This is a genomic window from Actinoplanes sp. NPDC051633 (assembly GCF_040681735.1).
Lineage (GTDB): Bacteria > Actinomycetota > Actinomycetes > Mycobacteriales > Micromonosporaceae > Actinoplanes.
This window is the reverse complement of record NZ_JBFAZH010000002.1, coordinates 13,179-37,343: the sequence shown is the minus strand read 5'-3', so window position 1 is coordinate 37,343 and position 24,165 is coordinate 13,179. Positions and strand designations below refer to the sequence as shown.

The 24,165-nt window shown below is 28.8% G+C and carries 29 protein-coding genes and 1 pseudogene; 9 read left to right on the top strand and 21 right to left on the bottom strand.

All coding sequences use genetic code 11. The features are described from left to right. Positions 1-205 (top strand): annotated as a pseudogene (locus tag AB0M20_RS00380) (hypothetical protein); the annotation flags it as partial. Positions 206-653: 448 nt separating this feature from the next. On the opposite strand, the gene AB0M20_RS00375 reads toward AB0M20_RS00380, so the two are convergent. The 14 genes from AB0M20_RS00375 to AB0M20_RS00310 all read right to left on the bottom strand — a co-directional run bounded on the left by AB0M20_RS00375 (position 654) and on the right by AB0M20_RS00310 (position 12,982). Next, positions 654-854: a hypothetical protein gene (locus tag AB0M20_RS00375; protein WP_364291285.1), complete on the bottom strand. Its 201-nt coding sequence runs from the start codon at positions 852-854 to the stop codon at positions 654-656. A gap of 338 nt (positions 855-1,192) precedes the next feature. Continuing rightward, positions 1,193-3,634 carry a DUF3991 domain-containing protein gene (locus AB0M20_RS00370; protein ID WP_002503867.1) on the bottom strand — a complete coding sequence of 814 codons (2,442 nt, stop codon included), beginning with the start codon at positions 3,632-3,634 and terminating at the stop codon, positions 1,193-1,195. A gap of 35 nt (positions 3,635-3,669) precedes the next feature. After that, positions 3,670-3,957, bottom strand: a complete 288-nt coding sequence (locus tag AB0M20_RS00365) for a hypothetical protein (protein ID WP_001832868.1) — start codon at positions 3,955-3,957, stop codon at positions 3,670-3,672. Positions 3,958-3,972: 15 nt separating this feature from the next. Then, entirely contained in the window at positions 3,973-4,878 is a 906-nt protein-coding gene (locus AB0M20_RS00360) for a class A sortase (protein ID WP_001832864.1), read from the bottom strand. Between the two features lie 5 nt (positions 4,879-4,883). After that, a complete protein-coding gene (locus AB0M20_RS00355) occupies positions 4,884-5,387 on the bottom strand; it encodes a CPBP family intramembrane glutamic endopeptidase (protein ID WP_364291281.1) in 504 nt (167 codons plus the stop codon). Then, positions 5,380-7,563 (bottom strand): type IA DNA topoisomerase, encoded by a 2,184-nt coding sequence (locus AB0M20_RS00350; protein ID WP_001832808.1) that lies wholly within the window; start codon positions 7,561-7,563, stop codon positions 5,380-5,382. Before AB0M20_RS00350 ends, AB0M20_RS00355 begins: the two co-directional genes overlap by 8 nt. A 35-nt stretch (positions 7,564-7,598) precedes the next feature. Continuing rightward, positions 7,599-8,942, bottom strand: a complete 1,344-nt coding sequence (gene mobP2, locus AB0M20_RS00345; protein WP_001832849.1) for a MobP2 family relaxase — start codon at positions 8,940-8,942, stop codon at positions 7,599-7,601. Between the two features lie 11 nt (positions 8,943-8,953). Continuing rightward, positions 8,954-9,337 carry a hypothetical protein gene (locus tag AB0M20_RS00340; RefSeq protein ID WP_002503870.1) on the bottom strand — a complete coding sequence of 128 codons (384 nt, stop codon included), beginning with the start codon at positions 9,335-9,337 and terminating at the stop codon, positions 8,954-8,956. 1 nt (position 9,338) lies between these two features. Next, complete coding sequence (locus AB0M20_RS00335) at positions 9,339-9,617, bottom strand: hypothetical protein (protein WP_001832873.1); 279 nt, start codon at positions 9,615-9,617, stop codon at positions 9,339-9,341. Positions 9,618-10,295: 678 nt separating this feature from the next. After that, a complete protein-coding gene (locus tag AB0M20_RS00330; RefSeq protein ID WP_001832859.1) occupies positions 10,296-10,673 on the bottom strand; it encodes a hypothetical protein in 378 nt (125 codons plus the stop codon). Positions 10,674-10,727: 54 nt separating this feature from the next. Beyond that, entirely contained in the window at positions 10,728-10,937 is a 210-nt protein-coding gene (locus AB0M20_RS00325; protein WP_364291276.1) for a hypothetical protein, read from the bottom strand. A gap of 403 nt (positions 10,938-11,340) precedes the next feature. Further along, the gene (locus tag AB0M20_RS00320) at positions 11,341-12,018 is read right to left on the bottom strand and encodes a hypothetical protein (RefSeq protein WP_002457003.1); all 678 of its coding nucleotides are present in this window, start codon (positions 12,016-12,018) and stop codon (positions 11,341-11,343) included. A gap of 333 nt (positions 12,019-12,351) precedes the next feature. Continuing rightward, positions 12,352-12,609: a helix-turn-helix domain-containing protein gene (locus tag AB0M20_RS00315; RefSeq protein WP_364291274.1), complete on the bottom strand. Its 258-nt coding sequence runs from the start codon at positions 12,607-12,609 to the stop codon at positions 12,352-12,354. A 1-nt stretch (position 12,610) separates the two neighbouring features. Further along, on the bottom strand, positions 12,611-12,982 hold the full coding sequence (locus AB0M20_RS00310; RefSeq protein ID WP_002958815.1) for a type II toxin-antitoxin system RelE/ParE family toxin: 372 nt from the start codon (positions 12,980-12,982) through the stop codon (positions 12,611-12,613). Between the two features lie 877 nt (positions 12,983-13,859). On the opposite strand from AB0M20_RS00310, the gene AB0M20_RS00305 reads away from it, so the two are divergent. Continuing rightward, on the top strand, positions 13,860-14,039 hold the full coding sequence (locus tag AB0M20_RS00305) for a CsbD family protein (protein WP_001832816.1): 180 nt from the start codon (positions 13,860-13,862) through the stop codon (positions 14,037-14,039). A 32-nt stretch (positions 14,040-14,071) separates the two neighbouring features. Here the strand turns inward: AB0M20_RS00305 and AB0M20_RS00300 are convergent, their stop codons facing one another. Next, positions 14,072-14,470: a YolD-like family protein gene (locus AB0M20_RS00300; RefSeq protein ID WP_001832869.1), complete on the bottom strand. Its 399-nt coding sequence runs from the start codon at positions 14,468-14,470 to the stop codon at positions 14,072-14,074. A gap of 250 nt (positions 14,471-14,720) precedes the next feature. Between AB0M20_RS00300 and AB0M20_RS00295 the strand changes: the two genes are divergently transcribed. The 4 genes from AB0M20_RS00295 to AB0M20_RS00280 all read left to right on the top strand — a co-directional run bounded on the left by AB0M20_RS00295 (position 14,721) and on the right by AB0M20_RS00280 (position 17,275). After that, entirely contained in the window at positions 14,721-14,891 is a 171-nt protein-coding gene (locus AB0M20_RS00295; protein ID WP_001832867.1) for a hypothetical protein, read from the top strand. A gap of 253 nt (positions 14,892-15,144) precedes the next feature. Next, positions 15,145-15,696, top strand: a complete 552-nt coding sequence (locus tag AB0M20_RS00290; RefSeq protein WP_001832832.1) for a hypothetical protein — start codon at positions 15,145-15,147, stop codon at positions 15,694-15,696. A 235-nt stretch (positions 15,697-15,931) separates the two neighbouring features. Then, on the top strand, positions 15,932-16,480 hold the full coding sequence (locus AB0M20_RS00285; RefSeq protein WP_364291268.1) for a recombinase family protein: 549 nt from the start codon (positions 15,932-15,934) through the stop codon (positions 16,478-16,480). A gap of 24 nt (positions 16,481-16,504) precedes the next feature. Continuing rightward, on the top strand, positions 16,505-17,275 hold the full coding sequence (locus AB0M20_RS00280; RefSeq protein ID WP_001832858.1) for a CPBP family intramembrane glutamic endopeptidase: 771 nt from the start codon (positions 16,505-16,507) through the stop codon (positions 17,273-17,275). A 198-nt stretch (positions 17,276-17,473) separates the two neighbouring features. Here AB0M20_RS00280 and AB0M20_RS00275 read toward each other — a convergent pair whose 3' ends face one another. The 6 genes from AB0M20_RS00275 to AB0M20_RS00250 all read right to left on the bottom strand — a co-directional run bounded on the left by AB0M20_RS00275 (position 17,474) and on the right by AB0M20_RS00250 (position 21,843). Further along, the gene (locus AB0M20_RS00275; protein ID WP_223286828.1) at positions 17,474-17,551 is read right to left on the bottom strand and encodes a putative holin-like toxin; all 78 of its coding nucleotides are present in this window, start codon (positions 17,549-17,551) and stop codon (positions 17,474-17,476) included. Positions 17,552-17,736: 185 nt separating this feature from the next. Then, on the bottom strand, positions 17,737-19,005 hold the full coding sequence (gene pbp4, locus AB0M20_RS00270) for a penicillin-binding protein PBP4 (RefSeq protein WP_002503813.1): 1,269 nt from the start codon (positions 19,003-19,005) through the stop codon (positions 17,737-17,739). A 211-nt stretch (positions 19,006-19,216) separates the two neighbouring features. Next, positions 19,217-19,942, bottom strand: a complete 726-nt coding sequence (locus AB0M20_RS00265; protein WP_001832861.1) for a zinc ribbon domain-containing protein — start codon at positions 19,940-19,942, stop codon at positions 19,217-19,219. Between the two features lie 506 nt (positions 19,943-20,448). Then, positions 20,449-20,613, bottom strand: a complete 165-nt coding sequence (locus AB0M20_RS00260; RefSeq protein ID WP_001832821.1) for a BH0509 family protein — start codon at positions 20,611-20,613, stop codon at positions 20,449-20,451. A 133-nt stretch (positions 20,614-20,746) separates the two neighbouring features. Beyond that, positions 20,747-21,001 carry a hypothetical protein gene (locus AB0M20_RS00255; RefSeq protein ID WP_001832822.1) on the bottom strand — a complete coding sequence of 85 codons (255 nt, stop codon included), beginning with the start codon at positions 20,999-21,001 and terminating at the stop codon, positions 20,747-20,749. Then, positions 21,001-21,843 carry a ParA family protein gene (locus AB0M20_RS00250; RefSeq protein ID WP_002457013.1) on the bottom strand — a complete coding sequence of 281 codons (843 nt, stop codon included), beginning with the start codon at positions 21,841-21,843 and terminating at the stop codon, positions 21,001-21,003. Before AB0M20_RS00250 ends, AB0M20_RS00255 begins: the two co-directional genes overlap by 1 nt. Positions 21,844-22,412: 569 nt before the next feature. Here AB0M20_RS00250 and AB0M20_RS00245 point away from each other — a divergent pair. The 3 genes from AB0M20_RS00245 (at position 22,413) to tnpA (ending at position 24,150) form a co-directional block, all read left to right on the top strand. After that, positions 22,413-23,417 carry a replication initiator protein A gene (locus tag AB0M20_RS00245; RefSeq protein ID WP_002457014.1) on the top strand — a complete coding sequence of 335 codons (1,005 nt, stop codon included), beginning with the start codon at positions 22,413-22,415 and terminating at the stop codon, positions 23,415-23,417. A 15-nt stretch (positions 23,418-23,432) separates the two neighbouring features. Beyond that, a complete protein-coding gene (locus tag AB0M20_RS00240; protein WP_001832823.1) occupies positions 23,433-23,654 on the top strand; it encodes a hypothetical protein in 222 nt (73 codons plus the stop codon). Between the two features lie 97 nt (positions 23,655-23,751). Next, positions 23,752-24,150, top strand: a complete 399-nt coding sequence (gene tnpA / locus AB0M20_RS00235) for an IS200/IS605 family transposase (protein ID WP_001832807.1) — start codon at positions 23,752-23,754, stop codon at positions 24,148-24,150. Positions 24,151-24,165: the final 15 nt, after the last annotated feature.

Sequence of the window (24,165 nt, the reverse complement as noted above, 5' to 3'; positions counted from 1 at the left end):
TGTTTTTGGTAATTCATATGGTAAGGGAATGGGACACGTTGCTATAGTTACTAATGGTAATGCGGACGGCAATTGGAATCAATTCGAAAGTCTTGACCAAAACTGGAATCATGGGGGAATTAACAAGACAGAGAAAGCACACAAAGTTGTTCATAACTATGATATAAGATCAGGACAAATGTATTTTATCAGATCTTTTAGATAACGAAAATTCAAAAAAATAATTTTCTAAAGTAATGAAAAGCACATTTACCCCCAGCTTATAACAAAAGCTGGGGGTATTAATTCTTAATTATTGAGCATACTAAGCACATCATTATAAGCTTGCTTATATTCTACTTTGGATGGGTTAAACTCTGCTTTGAAGTGATAGAACGCTAAAAGCTCGTGATATTCCTCTGTTGTAAGGTTATTTGGAATGTTGATATCTTTAGGAACTTTTAATTTTTCTATAGTCAAAATCATCAACACCTTTTCTTTGATTTAATATTTTCATTATAAAATATTATCAAAGAATATAGGTCACAATGAGATTAAGATTTGATTAAAAGCATTTAACTAAAATAAAAAAAGGACAAAGAAAGTAAATTGACGTATTTTTTGAGAGACAAAAAGGACTTACATTGTAAGTCCTTTTCATTAGTTTATAAGTTTTAAGAAATCTGAGCCTGAGCAGTACCTCTATCAAGATATTCATAACTATAATTTTTACCATTAAAAATGACGTGTCCTTGATACTTTTTATCTAAATCATGTGCTTTATCTTCTGTGAATACCCAATCGATACAATTCACTACAAAAAATTCTTCTGATGGATTAATAGAATATATTTCCTTTTTGAGCGTTTTCTCCATTTTTTTACTATAGACTTTAATCTTAAAGTTATAAGGGGTTTCACTTTGGTTTGGAAAAATATTTAGTGTATAGTGAGATGTGTTTCTTTTTTCAGTAAATAAAAACTTAGGATTCAAGGACTTGTTTACGTACTTAATCTCATCTGATTTTGTATACTTATATTTGTATTTAAAAAATAAATAACAGCCTAGAAGGGATGCAATAACAACAAACAAAATAACGTCGATTAATAATTTCATTCTAATAGTTTCATCCTTTCTTTAAAATATTATTTTTAGACGCTGAGAGACGCATTGTGTTGCATCGAAAGCGTACTTTGCTTTACCGTTGTTTTACATTACATCTCTAAATCATTTTCAGTATCTCTAGTTATGGATTGTCTTCCAGACGTAAATGATTTTTTTCGTTTCTTTTGAATGTTGTCTACATCTTCTTTCTCACTTTGTTCAGCTTTTACTGGTTGTTCATGCTCAATCTGAACTTCCTTTGTTTGAGTCTTTTTTTCGTTATGATCAACTATTTTTAAGTAATCATTCCAATCCTTACCCTCACTTGGTAAATTAGATTGAAACACAACATCTTTTTGACTTTGGAACTGAAACTTAACATCTTGTGTCATTCTTGATACAAATTCTTTACCATGTTTATCATTATCAACGCAAAGATAAATGTTATCAGGCTCTTTATTATATTTTTTAACAAAGTGATGTACTTGATGGTATGCGTTCGTTTCTTTTAATCCAGACATAGAAGCATAAGCGTTTTTTTCTTCTGGGTGGAGTGAAGCATAGCTCATTGCATCTATGGGTGCTTCAAAAATCAGTAAGTTATCTGGTTCAGTCTTAGAAGTTGTAAAATTAAAACCGAAATTACCATGATTTGTTTCTATTTTTTTGAATGGTTTTTCTGATGTGCCTCGTAAGTCTTGACCTACAACATTATTATCGGAATCTTTCCATAGGAACGCAACATTATTATGGCTGTCTTGTTTAATGAGGCCTTGCTCTCTTAAATCATCAACTAGATTTGAATTTATTTTTCTCTCCTCTACTAAATAGTTATATGCTTTAAATTCATCATATTTTTTCACGTAATTACTTTCATCATATTTAAACTCTGGCTTTTCTTTTTCGATTTTGATGGATTTATCTAAAGTACCAAAATCATCTGAATTAAGGAGCTCTACGGCATCGTTAAAGTCTTCTTTATAGAGATCTCCAGCTAGTTCAGGATTTTGGATAAATTGAATTGGGCTACCACTCCAATTTTTCTCTCCTCTGCGAGAGTTCCAAAAGAAAGCATTATCATTTGGTTTAATCATTAGAGAATCGTGTTCAATTCCTTTGTAAAAACTGCCTGTACGTTCAAAGCTTTGACCAGCAAATGAGGCAACTTCTAATATTGATTTTTCTTCTGCTATTTTTATTTTATCTTTCATACTTTTAGCAGTTGATTTTTCAGTAGTAAAATCCATTTTGTTTTTATAATTATCTTGTTTTAAGCTCATTACAGCATCGGGATAACGCATTCCATTATTTACTAAAAAGCGTATTGGATCGCCACCTTGCTTTTTGGAAGTATCATAGTAGATATTTTTTTCAGAATTAACATAGATATTAGGGTTTGTCTCATCTTTATAATACTTACCATTTTTTTGAACAATTTCATGCCCATTTTGATTAAGTACATCAATAATACTCTTGTTTCTTGCTATTTGCTTATCTTCTTTAGTAAGTTTTATGAACTGTTTCTTATCTTCTTCTTTTTTTGATAAAGCTTCGTCTTTGTTTTCTCCTTCGTGGGTTGTGTCTTTTTCTTCTATCTCAAACGTTTCTGTCTTTTGCAATTCTTCTAAATGCTCAAAATCAATGTGTTGATTAATTTGATTTATGAAACTTCTAGAGATATTTGTTACACGATTAATGGTGTTCTTTGTGTCTTTTAAATCTCTCATATTATGAGAGTAATCAGAAATATATTTTATTGATGACTCACTGGGTTCTATACCATAATGTTTACTTACAATATAAGCGACCATCTCAGCTTCAGTCTCTTTTTCTTGTCTTGTTAAATTATCTGATGCTTTATGGTGCAAAGCATGAGTCAATTCGTGAATATACGTGTGATTTTTTTCTTCGGGTTCTAATCCTTGTCTAAGTCCTATAATATTTTCATTATCTCTTGTTTGAATATTTACACCTTTTTCAGCACCACCAATACTATTATTTTGGTAGGTATTGTTAGTGTAGTTATCAACTGTTTTTATGTTGTTATCTTCTGCAAAGTTTTGCAGCGCTTTAAAAACATGTTCCGTTGCATTGGGAGAAGATGTATATAACTTTTCTCTTCTATTAGGATAATATTCTGGAAGATCGTCAGCTTTTGCGTTTGTTTGTGTTACATCAAATACGGTTACAGGCTTATATCCATACACCTTATCGATAGCTTTTAGCTCATTATTTTTTACTTTTTCTTGAATAGATTCATCAACTTTGTTTAAGGGGAGGAGTTTCCCATCGACATTTACATGTTTTTTGAATTTAGGAGAAAGTATTTTGATTCCTTTTTCTCCACGCATAACGTGAAACCCTTTATCTTTAAAATGATTATAACTACCTACATATTTAGCCGATGGATATTGTGATTGTATTAGTAATAAATTTCGATATGAATAGCTTGGGCATTTTGCAACAAAATTAAGATATTCTTGTACTTTTTCAGGATTATCTTTAAATTCTTTCACACGTTCTACAAGAGAGTTAATTAATTCTTTATCCATAAGGAAACACACCTTTCAATACTTTTATGATTAGTTTATTTATCTACCTTTGAGATACTTTCTTCATCTTCTATAGATGGCTTTCTAGGATTCTTCATAAACTCTTTATTAATGATATATGTCTCGCCAAACTCGGTATTTTCAATATCTTCTAAAATATCTTCTGTAACTTCTGATAATAAATAATCATTAGATACAAGATTTTTGAAAACAAGTTCTTTTTTGGACTTATCTTTGAATATCAATTCGTAAAAGTCCTCTAAATTCGTTTCTTCTTCGTTTACAATTGGGTCTAATTCATTTTCATAATTTAAGTTTCTCATTTTTAATCCTTCCTTTTAACTAAAATAATTTTTAATATCTTCAGGAGCATTGGATATTTTCATAGAATGTACCAATTCTCCTCTAATCATTAATCTCTGTCTTGCTTGTAAATCTTGGCACGTGATTAATGTAATAATGTGATTACCTTGACTATTTTCTACTACTTGGCCTGCGTGCTTGTTTAAAATCTTTCTTTCTGTCGTTTTGTACTGATACACATGAGAACCATCACAAGTAAAGATGTAGTCGCCAACTTGGACTCTATGCAAGGGAGAGAACAAAAGGTTAGGCGCTTCTACATAGTGACCAGCTAAAGCATAATTGCCTTGTCCCATCTTTTGATTTGGTTTCATAGTACCAGCTCCAACCCAAAGGTTTTGATCAGAAACTCCCTCTAAAATAGGTAAATTTAATTTGACGTTAGGAATAACAATGCGTCCTCTTAAATAGTTTTTGTTTAAATGAGCTTTTCTCATATCTGATGCTTTTATAGGTCTAACATTAGAGTAATCATAGACAATTCCTTGATCATCTTTTAAAGGTATACTACCATCATTTAATGCTTTAGTTATCTGCTCATGTGTATAATTTGCTGTAGATGAAGATGAAGCTGAACCTTTTTTTAAAACTTTATTTGTTAGATTATTTCGGAGATAGTCTCCTTTTTCTGTATCATCTCGTGGCCTGTTACCCAAAAGTTTATCTAATTTTTCATTATTCTTTTTCATTTTATCATTCGGTATGTGAGCTACTTCTTTATTAACATGATGGCTAATCATAGGGGATATAATATGTTCAAAGATAGGATTGATAAATAACAATAATACTCCGACAACAAAAGTTAGAGTAATAACTATTTTTATTATTCGTTTCATAATCTTATCTTGTCTGTACTTCTTTCTCTCATCTAAAATACTCATTTTGTTTACCCCCCCATACCCATAGATAATAAAATTAGTAGTCCATTAAACATCGTGTGTACCAACATAGGATATATGATTCTCTGTGTTTTGTATGTTAAGTAGCACAAGAGCAAGCCACTTATGATATATGGAATAATAAATCCTGAATGTGCAAGTCCAAATAGAAAAGAACTTATCAAAGCAAAAATGACTGGGTAATGGTATTTTTTTAAAAACAATTGAAAAAATAATTTTCTAAATATTAATTCCTCTGTTATAGGCGCTACGACTATCCCCGTAATTAGAAGAAGTGGATTATCAAAATACTTCATTGTTCGTGAACTCAAAGCACTTGGCTTATATAGACCTGTTTTATCTGCTAAAAAACCAATAGAAATTTGAGTAATAAACATTAGAATTAGAATAGCTAATGACAATAAAAGATTTTTCCAGAATTTAAACGATGGAGAGGGGGCTTTTTTTAACTCATTGATCCATTTCCAATTTGGTAAGTGAATACTAGCCATTTGAATTCTCTCCTTTCGGATTATTAGCGAAATCGAAAACCACTTTGTTATTGTCGATTTTTAAACAGGCTTCAAAAGACTTGTTATTTCTTGATTTAAAGCCTTTGAGTTTTGAGGTTTTTTGATAATTTACTAACTCTTTAATTTCACGATCTCGTAGTTTTCTATGAGACATTTCACTCCAAATGACAAAATCGCACGAACTAGAACTACAAGGATAAAAAATTTTGCCCTTTTTGGTTTTACGTTTAACGATTTTTCCTTGTTTACAAACAGGGCATTTACCAAAATCATCAGTCACTTTTTCTACATCTGAACTAGAGATATTATTGTCAATGTATGACGGTAATTGATTAGAAAAATGTACAATAAATTCTTTTATTTTTTCTATAAAAGTTTCTCTTTTCATTGATTGTTGAGATATAGACTTTAAATTCTTTTCCCAGTCTGCTGTCATTTTTACGCTAGAAATATCTGTGCCATCTAAAGCTTGACATAAGACAGTTCCTTTATCCGTCATATATAGTTTGTTTTTGCTAACTTTCAAATATTCTTTTGAAATTAGAGAAGCAACAATTTGACTTCGAGTTGCTGGTGTACCTATACCATCTGATAAGTTGCTTTTATCTTCATCTTCATCAACAAGTTTTCCGCAGTTTTCCATTAAACCACCTTCGCCTCCTAATGATGCTTCTGTTAAACGTTTAGGAGGTGTCGTTTCTTTCTTTTCAATTTGTAAAACTAAAGGTGTTTCATCTGTAAATTTCCAACCTTTAGTATAAGAAGGTAATAATTTGTTATCTTCTTTCTCACTTGATATAACTTCTTTCCAACCTGATTGAATAACAGTTTGTCCTCTAGTAGTAAATTCGAGGTCTTGAACACTTACATTCACGTTTGTTTGTTTATATTCATAGTCTCCAGCAAACATGCCTAGCGTATGTTCTAAAATTGATTGATAGATATTTTGTTGCTCTGTTGAAAAAGATTCGAAATCTTGTTTTGATGGTATGGTTTTAGTAACGATAATGGCGTAGTGCTCTAATACTTTTTCGTCATTGACATATTTATTTCTAGGTTGGTTATTTTTAATTTCAAATGGCTTATCAAGTAGCTTTTTATAAGACTGTAGATTATCACTTAAGTAGTTAAATTCAGCTTGTGTAATATAATTACAATCTGTTCTTGGATAAGACACGTACCCTTTATCATAAAGTGATTGAACCACTGATAGAGTACGCTTTAAACTATATCCCCATTTACGATTAGCTAGATTTTGAATACCACCTAATTTTAATAAAGAGGGGGACGATTTTGTTTTAATCTTTGATTGTATATCTTCAATGATCCCTTCTTGGTTATCATCTATTTTTATATTTCTTTCACTTAAATATGCTAAGGCGTCTTCTTTAGATGGAAATTTATGTTTATCCTTGTCTTTGAAGGTTACTTGGTTCACTCTGTCATAAGCACTTAATGTGTAGTAATTTTCTTTTTTAAAATTCTTGATAGCTTTTTCTCTCTCATAAACCATAAATAGAGTTGGTGTTTGAACACGTCCTACCGTATATAGGCCAGCTATACCTTTATTTCTTAATAGTAAGGTGAGTTGTACTGTAAAGTTAAACCCTATTAGATTATCTGCGATTGCTCTTGCATCAGCTTCTAAGTATAGAGGAAATGTTTCCTTACTTGTTTTTAGATTTTGAAAATAATTTTTTAGTTCTTGTGGTTCTTGTGTATTAGCCCACAAACGTTTTATAGGAATATTATTATTTTTTACATGAGGAATAAAATTCAATATACTATATGCGATATTTTCTCCTTCTCGTTCAGGATCAGTCGCAATAATAATTGAATCTCTTGTTTCAGTGAGGTTCTTCTCAACCAACTTCTTAATGGCATAAAATTGAGAAGAAGTATAAGGTAGTACTTTTCTTTTCATCTTAGAGGGTAAAAATGGATAGTCAGACAAATTCCATTTCTCATATTTCTTATCGTATTCTTTAAAGTCACATAAACCTACTAAATGACCTTTAGCCCAAGTAACGATGGTATAATCATTTAGAATGGGACTAAATCCTTCGATACAATCATTTTGATTTTTACTAACTTCTAATGCTTTTGCATACTTTTTACCTTGATTAGGCTTTTCAGCTAAAACTAAAGTAGTCATAAATTTAATTCACACCTTTTTTGTTTTTTAAATACTCATATGGTCTCTTCTTGCTCTTTAAGATTTCTCTCAATATTTCTTTCAAGTTTTTGATGTTCTATATCATGGATATAGCTATTTCTTTTTCTTGCTGTATTTCTAGACAACTGATATAGACTTTGTCGTATTCCTGTTATCGCTTGCTTGAAATTTCTCACACTTTTTTGACGCTCGCGATTGTTCATCTGCTTTATGTTTTTATTATACGGTTTTTCTCTTGGCTGTTGAAGTTTTCCTTTTTTATTTTGTTTTTCCTTTTCTATTGCTTTTAGTTCTTTTAAAAAAGCATTACCAATATCACTTTTTAAACGATCTTTTTTATTCTTTTTATAATCGTTGTATTTTGAATTCTCTCCATAAAGTCTTTTATAATTACTTGTTTGTTGGTCTAATATTTCATCAACTCTTTTCTCACTTTCACTATAAAATTGTGAAACATAATTATCAATATATTGATCAATTTCAGATTGTACAGGTTTAATATTTTTAGAATTGTATGACCATGTTTCGTTTAGTGGAGGTAATTTTTCAACTAAATCATCTAAATCTTTCTTTTGTTTTAAAATTGATTTAATAGAGTAAGAATGATACTTTCTGTTCTTTATTTTCTCTTTGACGTCATCTTTCATCTCTTTTTTTAATTTATCAAACTCTTTCATTAATCCAATATCTTGGTTAATTGAGTTGGCAAAAGTACTTTTCATATTTCTAAGTGTTGTAGGAGTTCTTTTACCTCTATATTGTCCTTTAAATCTTCCTTCTTTTATAGTTTTTCGTGTATTTTTTTCTTCAGAAGTAGCTATATGGATATGAATATTGTCAGTATCATAATGAATATTCGCACACCAAAATGTATGATTTTTATCCATTTTATTATCTTTAATCATTTGATTAATCATTCGACGAGTGGCTTTTTTTATTTTTGGTTCGTCTAATTTATCTAATGATTCATTAAATAAATGATTGTCTTTTAAAAATTGATTATCAAAAGATACAACATCTTGATACATGACATGATTCTTTTTATTTGCTTCTTGAAACTTATCTTTTAATCTGTTCATCTCTTTTTCTTCGATGAATTCATGTTCAGAATTAAAGCTCATCGTTGTTCTTTTTTTTACATTCTCTTTATTATATCCTTGTTTCTTTTTTAATTTATCTATTGACATATAATCAAGATACTTATCAAAAAGATTGTCTTTTATATCTGTTTTTTTTACATCTTTCTTATTCTTTTCTTTGCTAATATAGTTGATAAATTTCTTATAACTTTCTCCCTTTGAACTACCAACTTTAAAATCAGAAATTAAATTAATAGCAGGACTAGTTTGTTCACTCATTTAAATCACACCTAAAATTCTCTTTTATTTGCAAGATAATGTTTAGATCTATTGACAGCTGATTGATAGTGATCATTGATGTGATTTCTTAGATCTTTCATGCTAGCAGTTGTAACAGCATTTTCTTCCGAAATGTCAGCTAACATATGTAAAGCAACTAGAATATTAAAATCAGCACCGTTTAATTTTTTCTTGATATAACTAAGGTCATCGATTATTTTTTGATGATCTTCATCTTTTTTATTTCCATCTTTTTTGTTTTCATTTTTGATATAGTAGTCAATTAAAAAAACAATACTTGAAGATAAAGTTGATATATTGTTATTTCTCTGAATCATCTTTAACTTGTCATTATAAAGTTGATTTACATAAAAGTTTCTTTTAGTTTTTTTCATTTTATTCCTCCTCTATAGTTTGAAAAATATATTGTTGATCTTCTAGTAATTCAATAATATATGATTGATTTTTCATAACCTCAAGTAATATTTTTTTTAAATCTGAGTTCAAATTAATACTCATTTCATTCTCTAATTTCTTAGAAGAATAGTCTTTAATTATATTGATATAAAGATCATTGACTGAAAGATTTTTATGTTTTGCTTCAGCCTGAATTTGATCATCTAGGATGACAGGTAAGTTATTTAGTGTTCGTCTTTTAGTATTAATCTCTTTCAAAAATCATTCCACCTCCTAGTTTATAGTAAGTTTCTTCATCAAACTTTATTTGTACACTTTGACTTTTGGCTACCATATGGATACCTAAGTCGTCGATTTTGGCTACCAATTGACTCCTTTTTCATGTAGCCGTTTGGTAGCTATTTTTGATTTTGGGTAGCTATTTGGTAGCCGTTTTTGATTTTGGGTAGCTATTCGGGATCTTTTATATAGCTATTCGGGAGTTATATAACAATTTTTTTCTCATAAATAGGAATCCCATTTGACACTGTCAAATCAATATTTTGCACAGAAATGGCTACCGAATGGAGACATTTGGAGTTATTTCTGTGCAGGATTCCACTTATGCTCTTTAAATTACTATAGTTTCATTATACACTATGAAAGCAGCGAATTCAAACCTAGTAACGATATTTAACAAAGTTATTATTGCAGTAATATTATCAATAAGTTTAAGAATTTTTAGCTTGATTTTTATATTAGATAAGAGAAAACTAAATACAAGAATACTCGATTTAATAATCAGGTAAAACAAAAATATATTTAGAATTACGATATTATTTTCAACTATTTCTCAAAAAATCTAACCAAATCCTGATTAAAATTATCCTAATAACTTCACATTTTTAAATTTATAATAAAAAGGAAAGCGAGGATTCACTTTCCTTTTTATTAGCACTAATTTAACGAATTATATATTTCTTCATAATCTTTATCAACAAAGACTAAATCGTCAAAGTCAAGATGTTTTGTTACATTAATAACTTCTTTCATATCTTTATATTTTTCAATTTCTATGTCATTGTAATTACAATTTCCATTATTATATTTAAAACTAACTTCTTGAACCATTCTTAAATTTGTAAGCTCTAAAGTTACTTGTATACTTATCTGTTCATCTTCATCTAAAGTTGTATAAGCTAATGGAGTATTTAAGTTTTCATCAAAAATTTCTTCAAATTTATCAAATGTTTCATCAAATTCTCTTTTTCTATATTCCTTAATATTTTCACATATTTCTAAGTAATCCGTAATATATTCTCCTGTAATCGTCATTTTAATTACACCTCTATACATAAATTTTATTGATTAATGTGAATTCAAATTGGTCTAAAATTTAGTAATCAAATTATCAACTAATATTGGATTTAAGAATGTTGATATTGTTTTATCATCCATAAATTTTTCATAAATAGTATTTATTTCTCTTTCATCTTGAATATTACTTTCATAACTTATAATAGCCTTAACAACTTGGTCAAAATCTTGATTTTTTAAGTACTCTACAACTGTTAAATAATTAACCATAAGAACCTCCATTTTTTATTATTTAATTTATTTTTGCTGTGTTGCAAAGCCACTGAAACAAGTCGTTATGATTGATTACAAGGATAAAAGCTATAAATTTTTTCGACTGGCTTTCAAGCCACTAAGGAAAAATTTTTGCGCCTTGTAATCATGAATAGACTTGTTAAAAGCATCATCTTTGATGATGCGTGTGAGCGTGCCAACACAAAAAAATAAATAATAAAAATTCATAATAAAAGGAAAGTGATACCTCACTTTCCTACAGTTTTATATTAATTTCAGTGATATAAATGATCTATTTGATTAGATCATTTATTCATTTTTCAAATCAAATAAATGACAGTTTATTTGATTTGTCTTTATTATTATATTTAGATAATTGACAAAACCCCCTTTTATTTAGGGGGCTAATTTCTTATTTAACTATTTCTATTCTTTTATTTAAACATTCATTTTCACAATTGTATTGGTCAAGTAGTTGTTCTAAAACAATTAATTCTAATACTCCATTATCTAAAGCATTTTTTTGTTTTTTTAATTCACTTAAATAATCGAATTTCCATTCAATTATTTCTTCTCCTGTATAATTAATTCTAATAAATTCTGTTTCTTCTATTAATAAATTTATGATGAAATCTTCAATTTCATGTGGTTTTATTTCAACTAATTTAGTTGCTTGTTCATCTTCATAAAATTCTAGCTTTAACTTCTGAAAATTAGTTTGATAATTCTTGAAACCATATTTACTAATATAACGATTGATTAATGCTTCATCTGATGGGTCAATCTCAATTGTATTAACTTCATAATGGTTAGGTGTTAAGTCATTATATATATTAAGAAATTGCTTTAAATTTGATAAATCAACTTGTGGTTTTTGCAATATTTCATAGAGTTTTATCAATTCGTCATAATGATACTCCAATTGTTCATCAATTGTATAATGCCTATCTATTTCATCTTTTAATGAGACAAAAAGGTCTTTCATAGCATCAAATAATTCATCTTCTAAATAATTACCAAAAATATCAACTTCATCAATTGTAATAACATTTAATTCTGTTAATTGTTCAGTCACTTTAAATACCTCCACTTTTTTTATTATTTAATTTATTTTTGCTGTGTTGCAAAGCCACTGCAACAAGTCGTTATGATTGATTACAAGGATAAAAGCTATAAAATTTTTCGACTGGCTTTCAAGCCATCAAGAAAAAATTTATGCGCCTTGTAATCATGAATAGACTTGTTAAAAGCATCATCTTTGATGATGCGTGTGAGCGTGCTACACAAAAAAATAAATAATAAAATTTCATAATAAAAAGGAAAGTGATAATTCACTTTCCTTCATTTTCATTCGTATTTTCATTTAGAAAATACACAAGGTGCTAATGCAGATTCATTAGCACCTTGCCGTTAAGATATTAATTTATACGTACTCAATTTTTAATCTTTTGTTAGTTACATTAGCAATAGCTTGCATAGTATTTATATGGGGTAAAACATCGCCGTTCTCAATTCTTGCTATTGTTGATTGTGGTATATTCATAGCTTCAGCGAGTTGTCTTTGAGACCATCCCATCTCTTTCCGTAAGCTAACAACTTTTACTGCAATATCTAAAGCTTCTGATTGTTCTTTATAACTGTTTTCTAACTCAGGATGACGTTTAATATCCTCATCAATCAATTTAGAAATCATACTCATACAATTCACCCTTTCTATATCTTTCAATGCTATTCATACCATGTGCAATTTCTCTTTTCGGCGTCTCTTGAGTTTTTTTCGTGAAACCATGTGTAATAATATATTCATTATTTACTTTTTGAAAGTAAATAGCTCTTTGAATATTTGAGCCAAATTTTGACCTAATTTCATATAAATTATTATCTAATTTTTTAACCCATTTCATACGAATAGCAATTTGAATACCTTCTTCTTCAATTTTTTTAATGGTTGTTAGTAGTTTAATTCTATCTTTATCTGGTAAGTCTTGCACAAATTGAATGAACTCTGATTGATTATTCTTATCCTTTAATGTTTTAAAAGTTACATTACTCATATACATATGATAGCATAAATGCTATCAAATTTCATCTTCCTTTCTCATAGAAAAGATTGATAATTATATTCGTTCATGTTTTCTTGTCTTTCTTCTTTAATCAGGGAATACTCTAGAAAAAAACCTACACCAGCTAATAAGATATTTAATAATTTTAAAGCTATAATAATTTTTCTTCTCATTTGAATTCTCCTTGTTAAATGATATAATAAATTTAAATTGAAGGAGGAGCCCTAACTCCTCCTCATCAAGCTATCTGATTAGCTCAATGATAAGTTCAATGAGAGCTCTTAATAAGTTTATGATACTTATTAAGAGTTTTTTTGTATTTTCTCTCATGAAAAGCCACCTCCTTCAATTGAATCTATCGTGACCCAACCAACCACCACATCATGTTGGATATCACCTCCTTTCATTACTCCTTAAAAATTTTTTTATTATTTAATTTATTTTTGCTGTGTTGCAAAGCCACTACAACAAGTCGTTATGATTGATTACAAGGATAAAAGCTATAAAATTTTTCGACTGGCTTGAGCCATCAAGAAAAAATTTATGCGCCTTGTAATCATGAATAGACTTGTTAAAAGCATCATCTTTGATGATGCGTGTGAGCGTGCTAACACAAAAAAATAAATAATAAAATTTCATAATAAAAAGGAAAGTGATAATTCACTTTCCTTCATTTTCATTCGTATTTTCATTTAGAAAATACACAAGGTGCTAATAATGAAAATTCATTAGCACCTTGCCATTAAAGTAGTAATTAAACTTCTTTACTTGAATTACATTATTATATGTATTAGGTTGAAAAAGTAGTCAGTGTTTTTTCATTGGGCAATTTCAATCAAGATATTTCTAAATTTAAGGAGGCTTATATATGGCTGAAGATAAATTAGATAAAGTTAAAGGTAATATTAAAGAAACTGTTGGCGATGCTACTAACAATGACAATTTAGAACAAGAAGGTAAAAAAGATAAAGCATCAGGTAAAGCCAAAGAAGTCGTTGATAACGTTAAAGACAAAGCATCTGATGTTGTTGACAAGTTTAAAAAGTAAAATCTTAAGCCACTCATATAGAGTGGCTTTTCTTATTCAATATCTTTTATATTTTTCATGGGTATTTCCATGGTCTCGTTCCCATCTTCGTTACTAATAATAATAACTTGATTGAATGTATCTACCGTTTTAATGTAAGCCTCATGCTGGTAATAATAACCTTGCTTCCAATAAGTCACAATTGCTTTTTCTTTAAAGAATTTTTTCCAGTTTACTTTTTCATTTAGAACATTGAGTTGATCATCTAAAAGCGAAGGACGTTCTGTTTTATTTTGATCTTCCATATATTGTTCTATTTGTTGATATTGCTCAGGAATCGTCTTAAAAGCTAGCCACTTAACAAACCCTCTGCCTTTAGGAATATTAGAATCTAAATACTCTCTAGGAATCTTACGATAATCTGTTTCACCCTCATATTGTTTAGGAATCATATACAAACACCTCAACCATATAATAGAACGTATGTTCGCATATGTAAACCCTCTCCTTCATATAAAATGGTACTCAAAATAATTAGAGAACTTTTTCGTCGACTATATAAATAGTTTGGATATTTGAGAACATAATCATTGTCTTCTGGGAAAACAATAAAGAACTTAAAAATTAAGTAAATTAAATCTTTTTTACTTATAAAAGTTATTGCTAGTTGATATCATTATGAATGAAAAGGAGGACTCGTCAATGAAAATTAATGATGAACTCATTGAAAATTTAGTAAAAGATAAATCAGGATTGCATCAAGAAAATACGAAAAACCTAACAAAAACGCTTGTTGAAAAATATAAAGATCCAAATACATCTCAAAAAACAAAAAAAGAAATTAGAGAGCTTTTTCGTCGACTATATAAGTAACGGGGAGAATATTTAAAGAATTTGATTCAGTAGAAAAATATTTAAAAGAAAACAACGTTATTAGCGTTAATTCTTTATTAACATCTGATAATAATTCTAATAACAAAGATATTAAGTTCATAGAAAACATTTATGAAGTGTCAGTGTTCGATATAAATTCAGGTAAATATATAAATGTATAAAACCAATAACGAAGGAAAAGTCAGAAATAAAATTTAATAATGAATTTTATATCAGAAAGGCGAAATTGATAATGACTAAAAATTATAGTTATATACCTAACAAAGAAAATTTATTTATTCTTCTTAAATCAGAATACGAAAATATAATAAGGCAATTAAAACAAAATAAAGAAGTTCATTCTTTTGATAGAATAATTAAGGGAGCATTAGATGGTGTATGTTTAAATTTATTCTTAGATAATCATTATTGTAAATCAGAAGATATTTGTAGTGAGGCAGGGGAAAAAGAGTATAAAGAAGTAAAAGAAATAATATGTGAACGACTTGGTATAGACTCTAAACTTATTAGTTCTTCTGTTATGAGTTTTTCTATTTTTTTTAAAAAAGAATTTCAAAAAATAATTAATACTGTCAATAAATCGATCATACCCCAAAAAGTTATTAATACTTTTGAATTGTTAATGTTAAAAACCGTATTTATTAAATTGGAATATATACAATTAGAAAAGTGTTCTTATCTATACTTTTTAGATGACGATTTAGAAATTATCTCAAAAAATACTATACCTACATCATATGCTAAACACATAACTGATATATACAACAATAAAGATTGGTTGTAATAAAAACGTTCGTTTTTGAAACAAATAAGTAGCTAAGTAATAATGAATCTTTGTTTCATCGATTTTATCTCACATAAATTCATAAAAATAAAGCATTTTAAAACAATTTCTATTTTTTTACTTATAAGTATCATATCTTGTATTATTAACAAAGTCTTATTTTACTTTTACTTCATGAGATATGATACAGTAATAGTGAAACAAATAACAAAATTTAATAAAGCGTGGTGTACAAATGGCTAAAATTGGTTACGCTCGTGTTTCAACACAAGATCAAAGTTTAGATAGCCAAATCGATACTTTAAAAAACTTTGACTGTTCAAAAATATTTAAAGAAAAAGTGAGTGGTCGAAAAACGAAAAGATCAGAGTTAGACAAATGTCTAGAGTATTTACGTGAAGGAGATACATTAGTTGTTTATAAACTTGATCGTTTAGGTCGAACAACAAAACAGTTAATAGAATTGGCTCAATGGTTAGAAAACAATAACATCGAATTACAGATTATTGATATGAATATCAATACTAAGGATGCAATGGGAAAAATGTTTTTTACGATGATGAGTGCTTTTGCAGAACTCGAAGCCAATCTTTTAAGCGAACGTACTAAAAAGGGGCTGGCTTCTGCAAGAGCGAGAGGGCGCGTCGGTGGGCGTCCACCCATGCCTGATCATAAAAAAAGAGAAATTAAGTTCCTATATGATGAACAAAAAATGACCGGTGAACAAATAGCCGAAGCTACTGGCGTAAGTAGATCAACCGTATATCGTGTGGTTAAAAAATAAAAGTATTGAAAGGTGTGTTTCCTAATGAATAAGAGTAGTTCATTGATAAAGCGTCTAATTGTTCTTGCTTCAAGTATGCTACTTTTTTATATTTTTTTAAGCACTAAATTTTTAGTTGATAATACTCAAGATATAACAAGTGATGTTATTTTAATTATGATCGTTGTTGTGGTTTATATGATGTTTGTTAAATACGTGAAGAAACAAAATTTAATTACACCCAAGTATATGAAAACTGAAAATGGTAACTGGTTTTGGAAGTTAACACTAATATTCTTTGGACTTTTAGTTAAATTATGTTTAAATATTAACTTTAACTCAAACACTGAAAATCAAAAGCATGTCGAAAAACAAAATCAACATTTAGATATGTACACCCAATTAGTTCATGAAAGCCTGAATGCTGGTATTATAGAAGAAATTTGTTTTAGAGGACTTATATTCATATTTATTTTCACTATGCTTAATTTTTTCTTTAACGATAAGAAGTATAACCATGACTGGCTAAGTCTAGGACTATTTGTGTTAATATCATCACTCGCCTTTGGTTTTGCGCATGTATTACGAGGTGAGGACTGGAGTCACATATGGGTATATGCTTTAAGCGGCGTTACATTTAGTTTGTTATTTATTTTTTCAAAAGATATAAAAACGTGTATGATATACCATGCACTCACAAATGCTTTCCCTATTTTTAATCATAATCATTTAAGCTTTATTGAACCGACGATCTATATAGTTTTACTCATTATATCTGTTCGCTACTTAGTAAGAAATTACCGAAAATGGCTTTAGTATATCTAGTACATAAAGTAATTACACTAAAAGTTACTTTAAGTTTACAAAAAGCAACTAACAGTATATACTGAAAGTGACAAAAATAAAAAAGCACAAGTGCTGATAACACTCGTGCCTTAGTAAGCCCGTTAAAAAGACGGTGACTTTTCGGTGATTCTTAGCCATTCCACCTACTTGGCCAGAAGTTGGGAATGGTTATTTTTTTTGGCTTAGTTTAATAAGCTCGATTACTAGACCAATGAAAGCAATGAGGAAAATCCCAAATTGCAACATGGCACTAACAGTAACCAACTAGGCGTCTCCTTTCTAAAGATTTTTTTGATACCACCATAGGCATCACACTCCTTATACTCAGATTAGCCACCATCTATCCAACTTGCTTACTGCATTAATTATATACGAGTTGAACGTTTAATAAAAGTTAAATATAATTGACGAAATCCAATTCTATATCATATTTATTTTCCTTTTTTCTTCACTATGAATAAAAATATACAAACTACAATAAAGACGATGCAGACGAACTTAAAAAAATTCTTTATACCGTTAATAAAAGGGTGGTGGGTATTACTACTCTTCATCTTATCCACATTAACATGTGGGTAATGACTACCCTTTATAAATTTTCTTGGGTAAGATACATAAACTTGATTATCTTTATTGACTTTGAGTGACCATTTATCCTTGTTCTTTGGAACAGTATCGTATAGATCTTTACTCACTGTTATTTCTTTGCCATCAATTTTATGTGTCCCTTTACTCATCACTTTTGTGTACGTATATTCTTTTCTTAAATCCTCTATCATGTGATTCGCAATCTGATTTCTCACATGCTTCGCTTGTTCACTCGGATAGGGTTTAACATCCAATATTGTGGCATTTAATCTCAAATGATCTTGATTATTCGTAAGAGCTATACTATACCCCTCATCGCTCGTTCCTGTTTTTAATCCGTCAGTTCCTAAATATTCTTCGGGCTCTCCTTTTAACGATAAATTAGTAGTTTCAAAGTCTTGGTTATACTGTTTACCATGCGTTAACTTTGTATAGTTTATAACCTCTGGGTGTTTTTTTAATAAACTATGTATCAACAAACTAATATCTTGAGATGTTGTTTTTGTCTTTGCCTCATCTTTATATTTTTTAGGTTCGTAAGGTTTTAACAAATCATTAGATGCACCAGAGGGATTGGTAAAGTGGGTATGATTCATACCTAACTCTTTTGCCTTTTCATTCATACGATCTGTAAACTTTGAAGTTGAACCATCTATTTTTTCTCCTAATATTAATGTCGCTGGATTACTAGAAGCTAGTGAGACTTGTTTCATTATTTCATCTATAGTATAGGTTTGTCCTTTTTTTAATTTAACCGTTGATAAATTAGGTAAGGCAGACATCTTTTCATAATCTGATGTTATTTTTATTTTTTGATCTTTACTAATCTTTCCATTATTTAAAGCATCGAATGTTAAATAAAGGGTCATCAATTTCGTAATTGATGCTGGATCTGATGACGTTTCTCCATGATAATCATAAAGTACTTGCCCGTTTTCATCAGTAATTGTCATTGCTTTAGGCTCATATTGTTGGCTTAAATTTAAACCTTGCTCATTTACATTTTGTATAGGGGACTGATGAACATCAGTAGCTTGAGCCATAGGACTTCCCATAATTAAAGTTGTCGCAATAAGACTTGTAGTTATGAACCCTAAACTAAATTTCTTCATTCTTAAATTCTCCTCTTGTCTAAAATGTATTTTGAAATTTACTATTCAATTCTGCCGGTAATAAATACTCAACAGAAACAATAAAACATGCCTATCATATCATATGATAAGTAATCGATTTCTTAGTTTCTATAAAAGTAGAACGCCCACTTAAATGAATTAGACTTACAAATAATCATCTTATTTCTTTATTTCTTTTAGAATAGTTTTTCTACTTTTTACCGGTGACTTGATTCTCCCAAAATCTTTGAGCAATGTTGTATGACGCTACGACGTTGTCGTTTGGGTTCTCATAACCACAAGATTGACAATGAAAATGATTGTTTCTTGTCCTATTTTTCTTATTTGTATGGTTACATCTAGGACAAATTAAAGATGTAAACTGTTCATCTACCAGAACAATCTCATCATAGTCTTCAATTGCTTTATATAAACACTTATGTGTCATCGCAAAAACTTTTCCATAGATTGAATCTTCTTTGTTAATACTACTTCCTTTACCTATAACAAAAACACGTGGATGGGGATATAATTCTAATAATTCTTTGATAACACTATTAATATGTTTTTTTAATCCTTTTAAAAATTTCCTTTCAATTTTTCTTGCATCCATATTTCTATCTGTTAAACGATTTTGATATTTAGTGATGATTCTTGAAACTTCTTTACTCTGGTCTGTGTATATTTTTTTCATAGATAAATCGGATGCGCTTAGAAATTCGCTAGTTCCTATATCAATTCCTACAATTGTCGCCCAATAGTCAAAATAAAAATGATATAATTTAAGTGCGGTGGACAGTTTGACTTCTTGGATATAGCTAATATCCTTTCTTAAACGTGTTATTGTCTTTTGGTCGAGTCCAATATCACGTAGCTGTTCATCGCTTCCATGATTAATGACAAATTTTATCTTGTCATAATGCTTTCGTAGTAACATCTAAACAACTCTCTTTCTTTTTATGAAATTTTTATCTTTGATTTCTATTTCTCACACTATATTCATGTTGATTATTAATAGCATCTTTGATATTTCCATATAACACACTCACGAATTTAATAATTCCGTCTTGTAAACGATCACTTAACTTGCGTATTGTGAATACTGTCTTAATTAATATCCAACTAAATACATACCATATGACTCTAATAATACTTACACCAATAAACCCAACTAGAAATCCTATAATGATTGCTAACATGTCAATACACCTCGTTTTTAACATTTTTATTATTTTTCACATCATAGAATATCATATATACTCATTTGCTTTTCTAAAATATTGACCTTCTTAACATTTGTAATAACTTCATTTCTTTGTATACTTTTCTTTTCAATTTTCCACAATTTAATTGTATTCATATCTTTATATGGCTTCCCTAATACATCTTCTAAAAACCATTTAATATACTCTTTCAATTTAATTCCTCCAATTATACTATTTTTTAAAAGTAGCTTATCTGAATTTGCTCATCATCTTGTTGTTGATATTGATTAATATATATTTTTTCTATCTCTTCTTCTGACTTGCTCAGTAATAATTGATACTCTTCATTCGTTAGTCCCGTCATAACATCGATCATCGTTATTAAATTCATCTTGTTCAGCATTTTTGTCTCCTTTCACTTTATTTTATATACCTGTTACCATTATATCACATGTATTCTATATATACTAGTATACTTATGTTCATTGTGTTACTTGTATACTATCCGTTTTAATAAAGGGCAAAAATATCACCCTTTATTTCTTCTGCTCTGGAAGTTCTTTTGCTTTGAACTTTTCTAATAATCCAGATTCATTATTTTCACACCATTCCATAATTATTTGTTCAATAAGGTCATTCTTCGTAATGCGTCTTTGATAAGCGACTTCGTTGAATAATATCTTATAATCTTTATTAATTTTTATAGTAGTGAACTCTGGCTTTTTCTGTTTATTAGTACCCGAATTTTGACTTTCAGCATTTAAGTATTTCATCATTTCTTCATTTGCCATTATTTTTCCTCCAAATCTTGATTTCCATCAATCACATTTTCAATTTTTTGCATTGCCTCAGCATATTGTTTCGCAAATCTTTGATGTTTATTTTTATCATTTTCTAAAAGTTCATTAATTGATTCAATTTTTTTGGAAGCTTTAACAAACAACTCTTTCTGCGGAAACCATGTTAGAAAATCATCTCTTTTTTCTATATCGTTTAAAAATTCACGATGACTACTCACATTATGAGATATTTTATTACCAATAATGTAAAATTTGGCGTTAACATATGACTTCCCAGATATAGGCTCTACGATCTGATTCTTCATTTTTTCTAATTCAACTTCCATTCGAGTTGCAATAGATTCATTTATTTCAGAAGGATCAAGAGGTGCTAAAACTACATCACTTATTGCAATAGCGTTTTTATTGAAAATATCAAAATCATTATGTGTATCTATAATGATATAATCGTATGAACTTAACTCTTTTTCATTGTTAAATAACCACTTTGTCAATATAAAACTTGTTCCTTCTTCACCAGATAATTTCTTTTGTTTCTCATTCAATTTTGGATCACCTGCTATGATATCGATTTTATCATGAACATGGTGAAATACAATATTCCTATCAAACGTAGTATTGCCTAACTCATCAATTTGAAAAAGTTCACCTATCGTTCCATTAGGATCGTATATACCATACAAGTTTGTCGATAAGAAACAGCTATAATCACCGTCGATATTTAAGACTTTTTTATTTCTTTCGATAGCTAAATGTGTTGTTAGATTTTTAGTGAGGGTCGATTTTCCTGTCCCTCCTTTTTGTTGATTGATTGTTATTATTTTTGGTAGCAATAGTATTTACCTCTCTTTCATTCAATGTTTTACAATATAAGTATAACACATACAAGTATCTTTTGTATACACATATACTAGTATCTTATAAATATTAATAATATTAGTATATATATCATCTTAAAATATTAGCGTTTATAAGCATACTATGATACATAATATACTTGTAGTCTTATTGTATTGTGCCTATAAGATTGTTTATATACTTAAATACGACGAATACACAGAACGAATGTATACTAGTGTATTGATTATACAAGTATACTAGGGTATAATCATATTTATAAAATATAATAATTTCAAAAAGCGTAGTATTTAGATTATAAGTTTATTTTTATTTGGATAAGTGCTATCCTTGATTCATGAAAATAAAAAGGCAACTGTTCCAGCAGTTGCCTTAAGAGCGAAGTTTCTGTATTAATTTAGAGTTATTTTTATTATGTCTATAAGTGTATTATAACTGTTGTATATGATTTTAGCAACTTTAATACAACTATAAATGTTTAACAATCGAAATACAGAGCTTCTTTCTAAAAATACTTCAAATATCGAGAAAGAGGTTATTTATTATGTATAATAATTATTTTACAGTTTCAGAACAATATAAAGAAAAATTTTATCAACTCCCAAAAGTTTTCTTCACAAATCCTGACTATATGAAATTATCAAATGACGCAAAAATCGCATATGCAATACTACGTGATCGTTTAGAATTATCAATTCAAAATAACTGGGTTGATCAAGACGGTAATATTTATTTTATTTATACCGTTAAACAACTTGAAGATATTCTAAATTGTGGAAATCAAAAAGTAAATAAAATCAAAAAAGAATTAGAAAAAGTTAATTTATTAATTCAAAAAAGACAGGGATTGAATAAACCAAATTTACTATATTTAATGAAACCTGAAATTAAAGAAAGCGATATTTACACAATTTCACTAGAAGAAAAAGCATCTAATTCTATGCAGGACAAGGAAATGTTAAATTCACACGTCCGAAAATGTGAAAATCACACGTCCGAAAATGTGAAAATCACACGTCAGGACGTGTTAAATTCACACGCAAATGATACTGAGTTAAGTGATACTGAGTTAAGTGATACTGAGTTAAGTGATACGAATGATTTGAATGATACTAATACCATTAAAAGTAAGGCTAATATTGTTTCTCATTCGAGTCATTCGAATCATCAATCACTTGCATCAAATATTTTATCTGAACAAGAAGAAGCACGTTATGAATTACAAGAGTTCCCTGAACATCTAGCAACGTATCTAATGAATTATTCTTTATCAGAAATTCAAATTATAAAAGGTATTATCTTAAAAGCAAAGCGTTCGTTTCATGATGAACGTGCTGATGAAATTGTTATGCCTTATACACTTGAAGATATTGAAGATGAACTTATTGATGTACTAAAACGTTTTAGAATTATCATAAAGAAAAAGAATGAATCTGTTCAATCTATGCAAAGTTATTTAATGCGTTGTATTAAATCTGAATTTGAAGAAATACATGTTCTTACTAAACGTCAACAAAATATGTCTCAGAGTAATATGTTTGGACTATAACAAGGAGGTGTCAAAATGGCTAAAAATACATATAACGAATCAATGTATCAAGATTATATCGGACAGCAAGTAATTTTTTATCTATTTACTGAAAAACGTATAATAGCTACCATCAAGGAAGAAAGACGCTTTGAATTACTTATTGAAAGAAAAGTTAAATATAAAAATTCTGGTAAAATCGAGCAAAAGAAGACCATTTTACCGAAAAGCGCAATAATTTTTGCGGATTTAAAATAAATCACTATGTTAAGTTTTTGTAAAACGGAATAACTTGATATTGCAGTGGTTATAATGGTTTGTTAAAATTAATATGTAAGATTGAAAAGGTGGTCAGATGTTTTACAATAAGCGAACGCAATCGCTATATGATTTAAACTATTATTTAGTTATAGCTACTAATCAAAAGAGATCTTATATTTCTGAAAAACAATCAACACTTTTGAAACGACACTTTTTAAAAGTGGCAAAAACATATAGTGTTCATTTGCTTTATTGGGAATATCATGATTTTTACATAGAAATATCCTTTTCTGTAGACAAAGGACAAACTTCTGTTTCTGACTTTGTTTCAGTTTTTAAGTCTACTTCATCGTTTAATATTAAAAAATACTTTCCAGAAATTTTAGATGAACGTATAGAAAGTAAACCGTTTTGGAATAAAGGTTATTTCTTAAAAACACTAGGCAGCGTTAGTGAGAAAGAAAAAGATGAATGGTTAAAAAATTTGAAGTAAAAGGTGTGTGTGCTA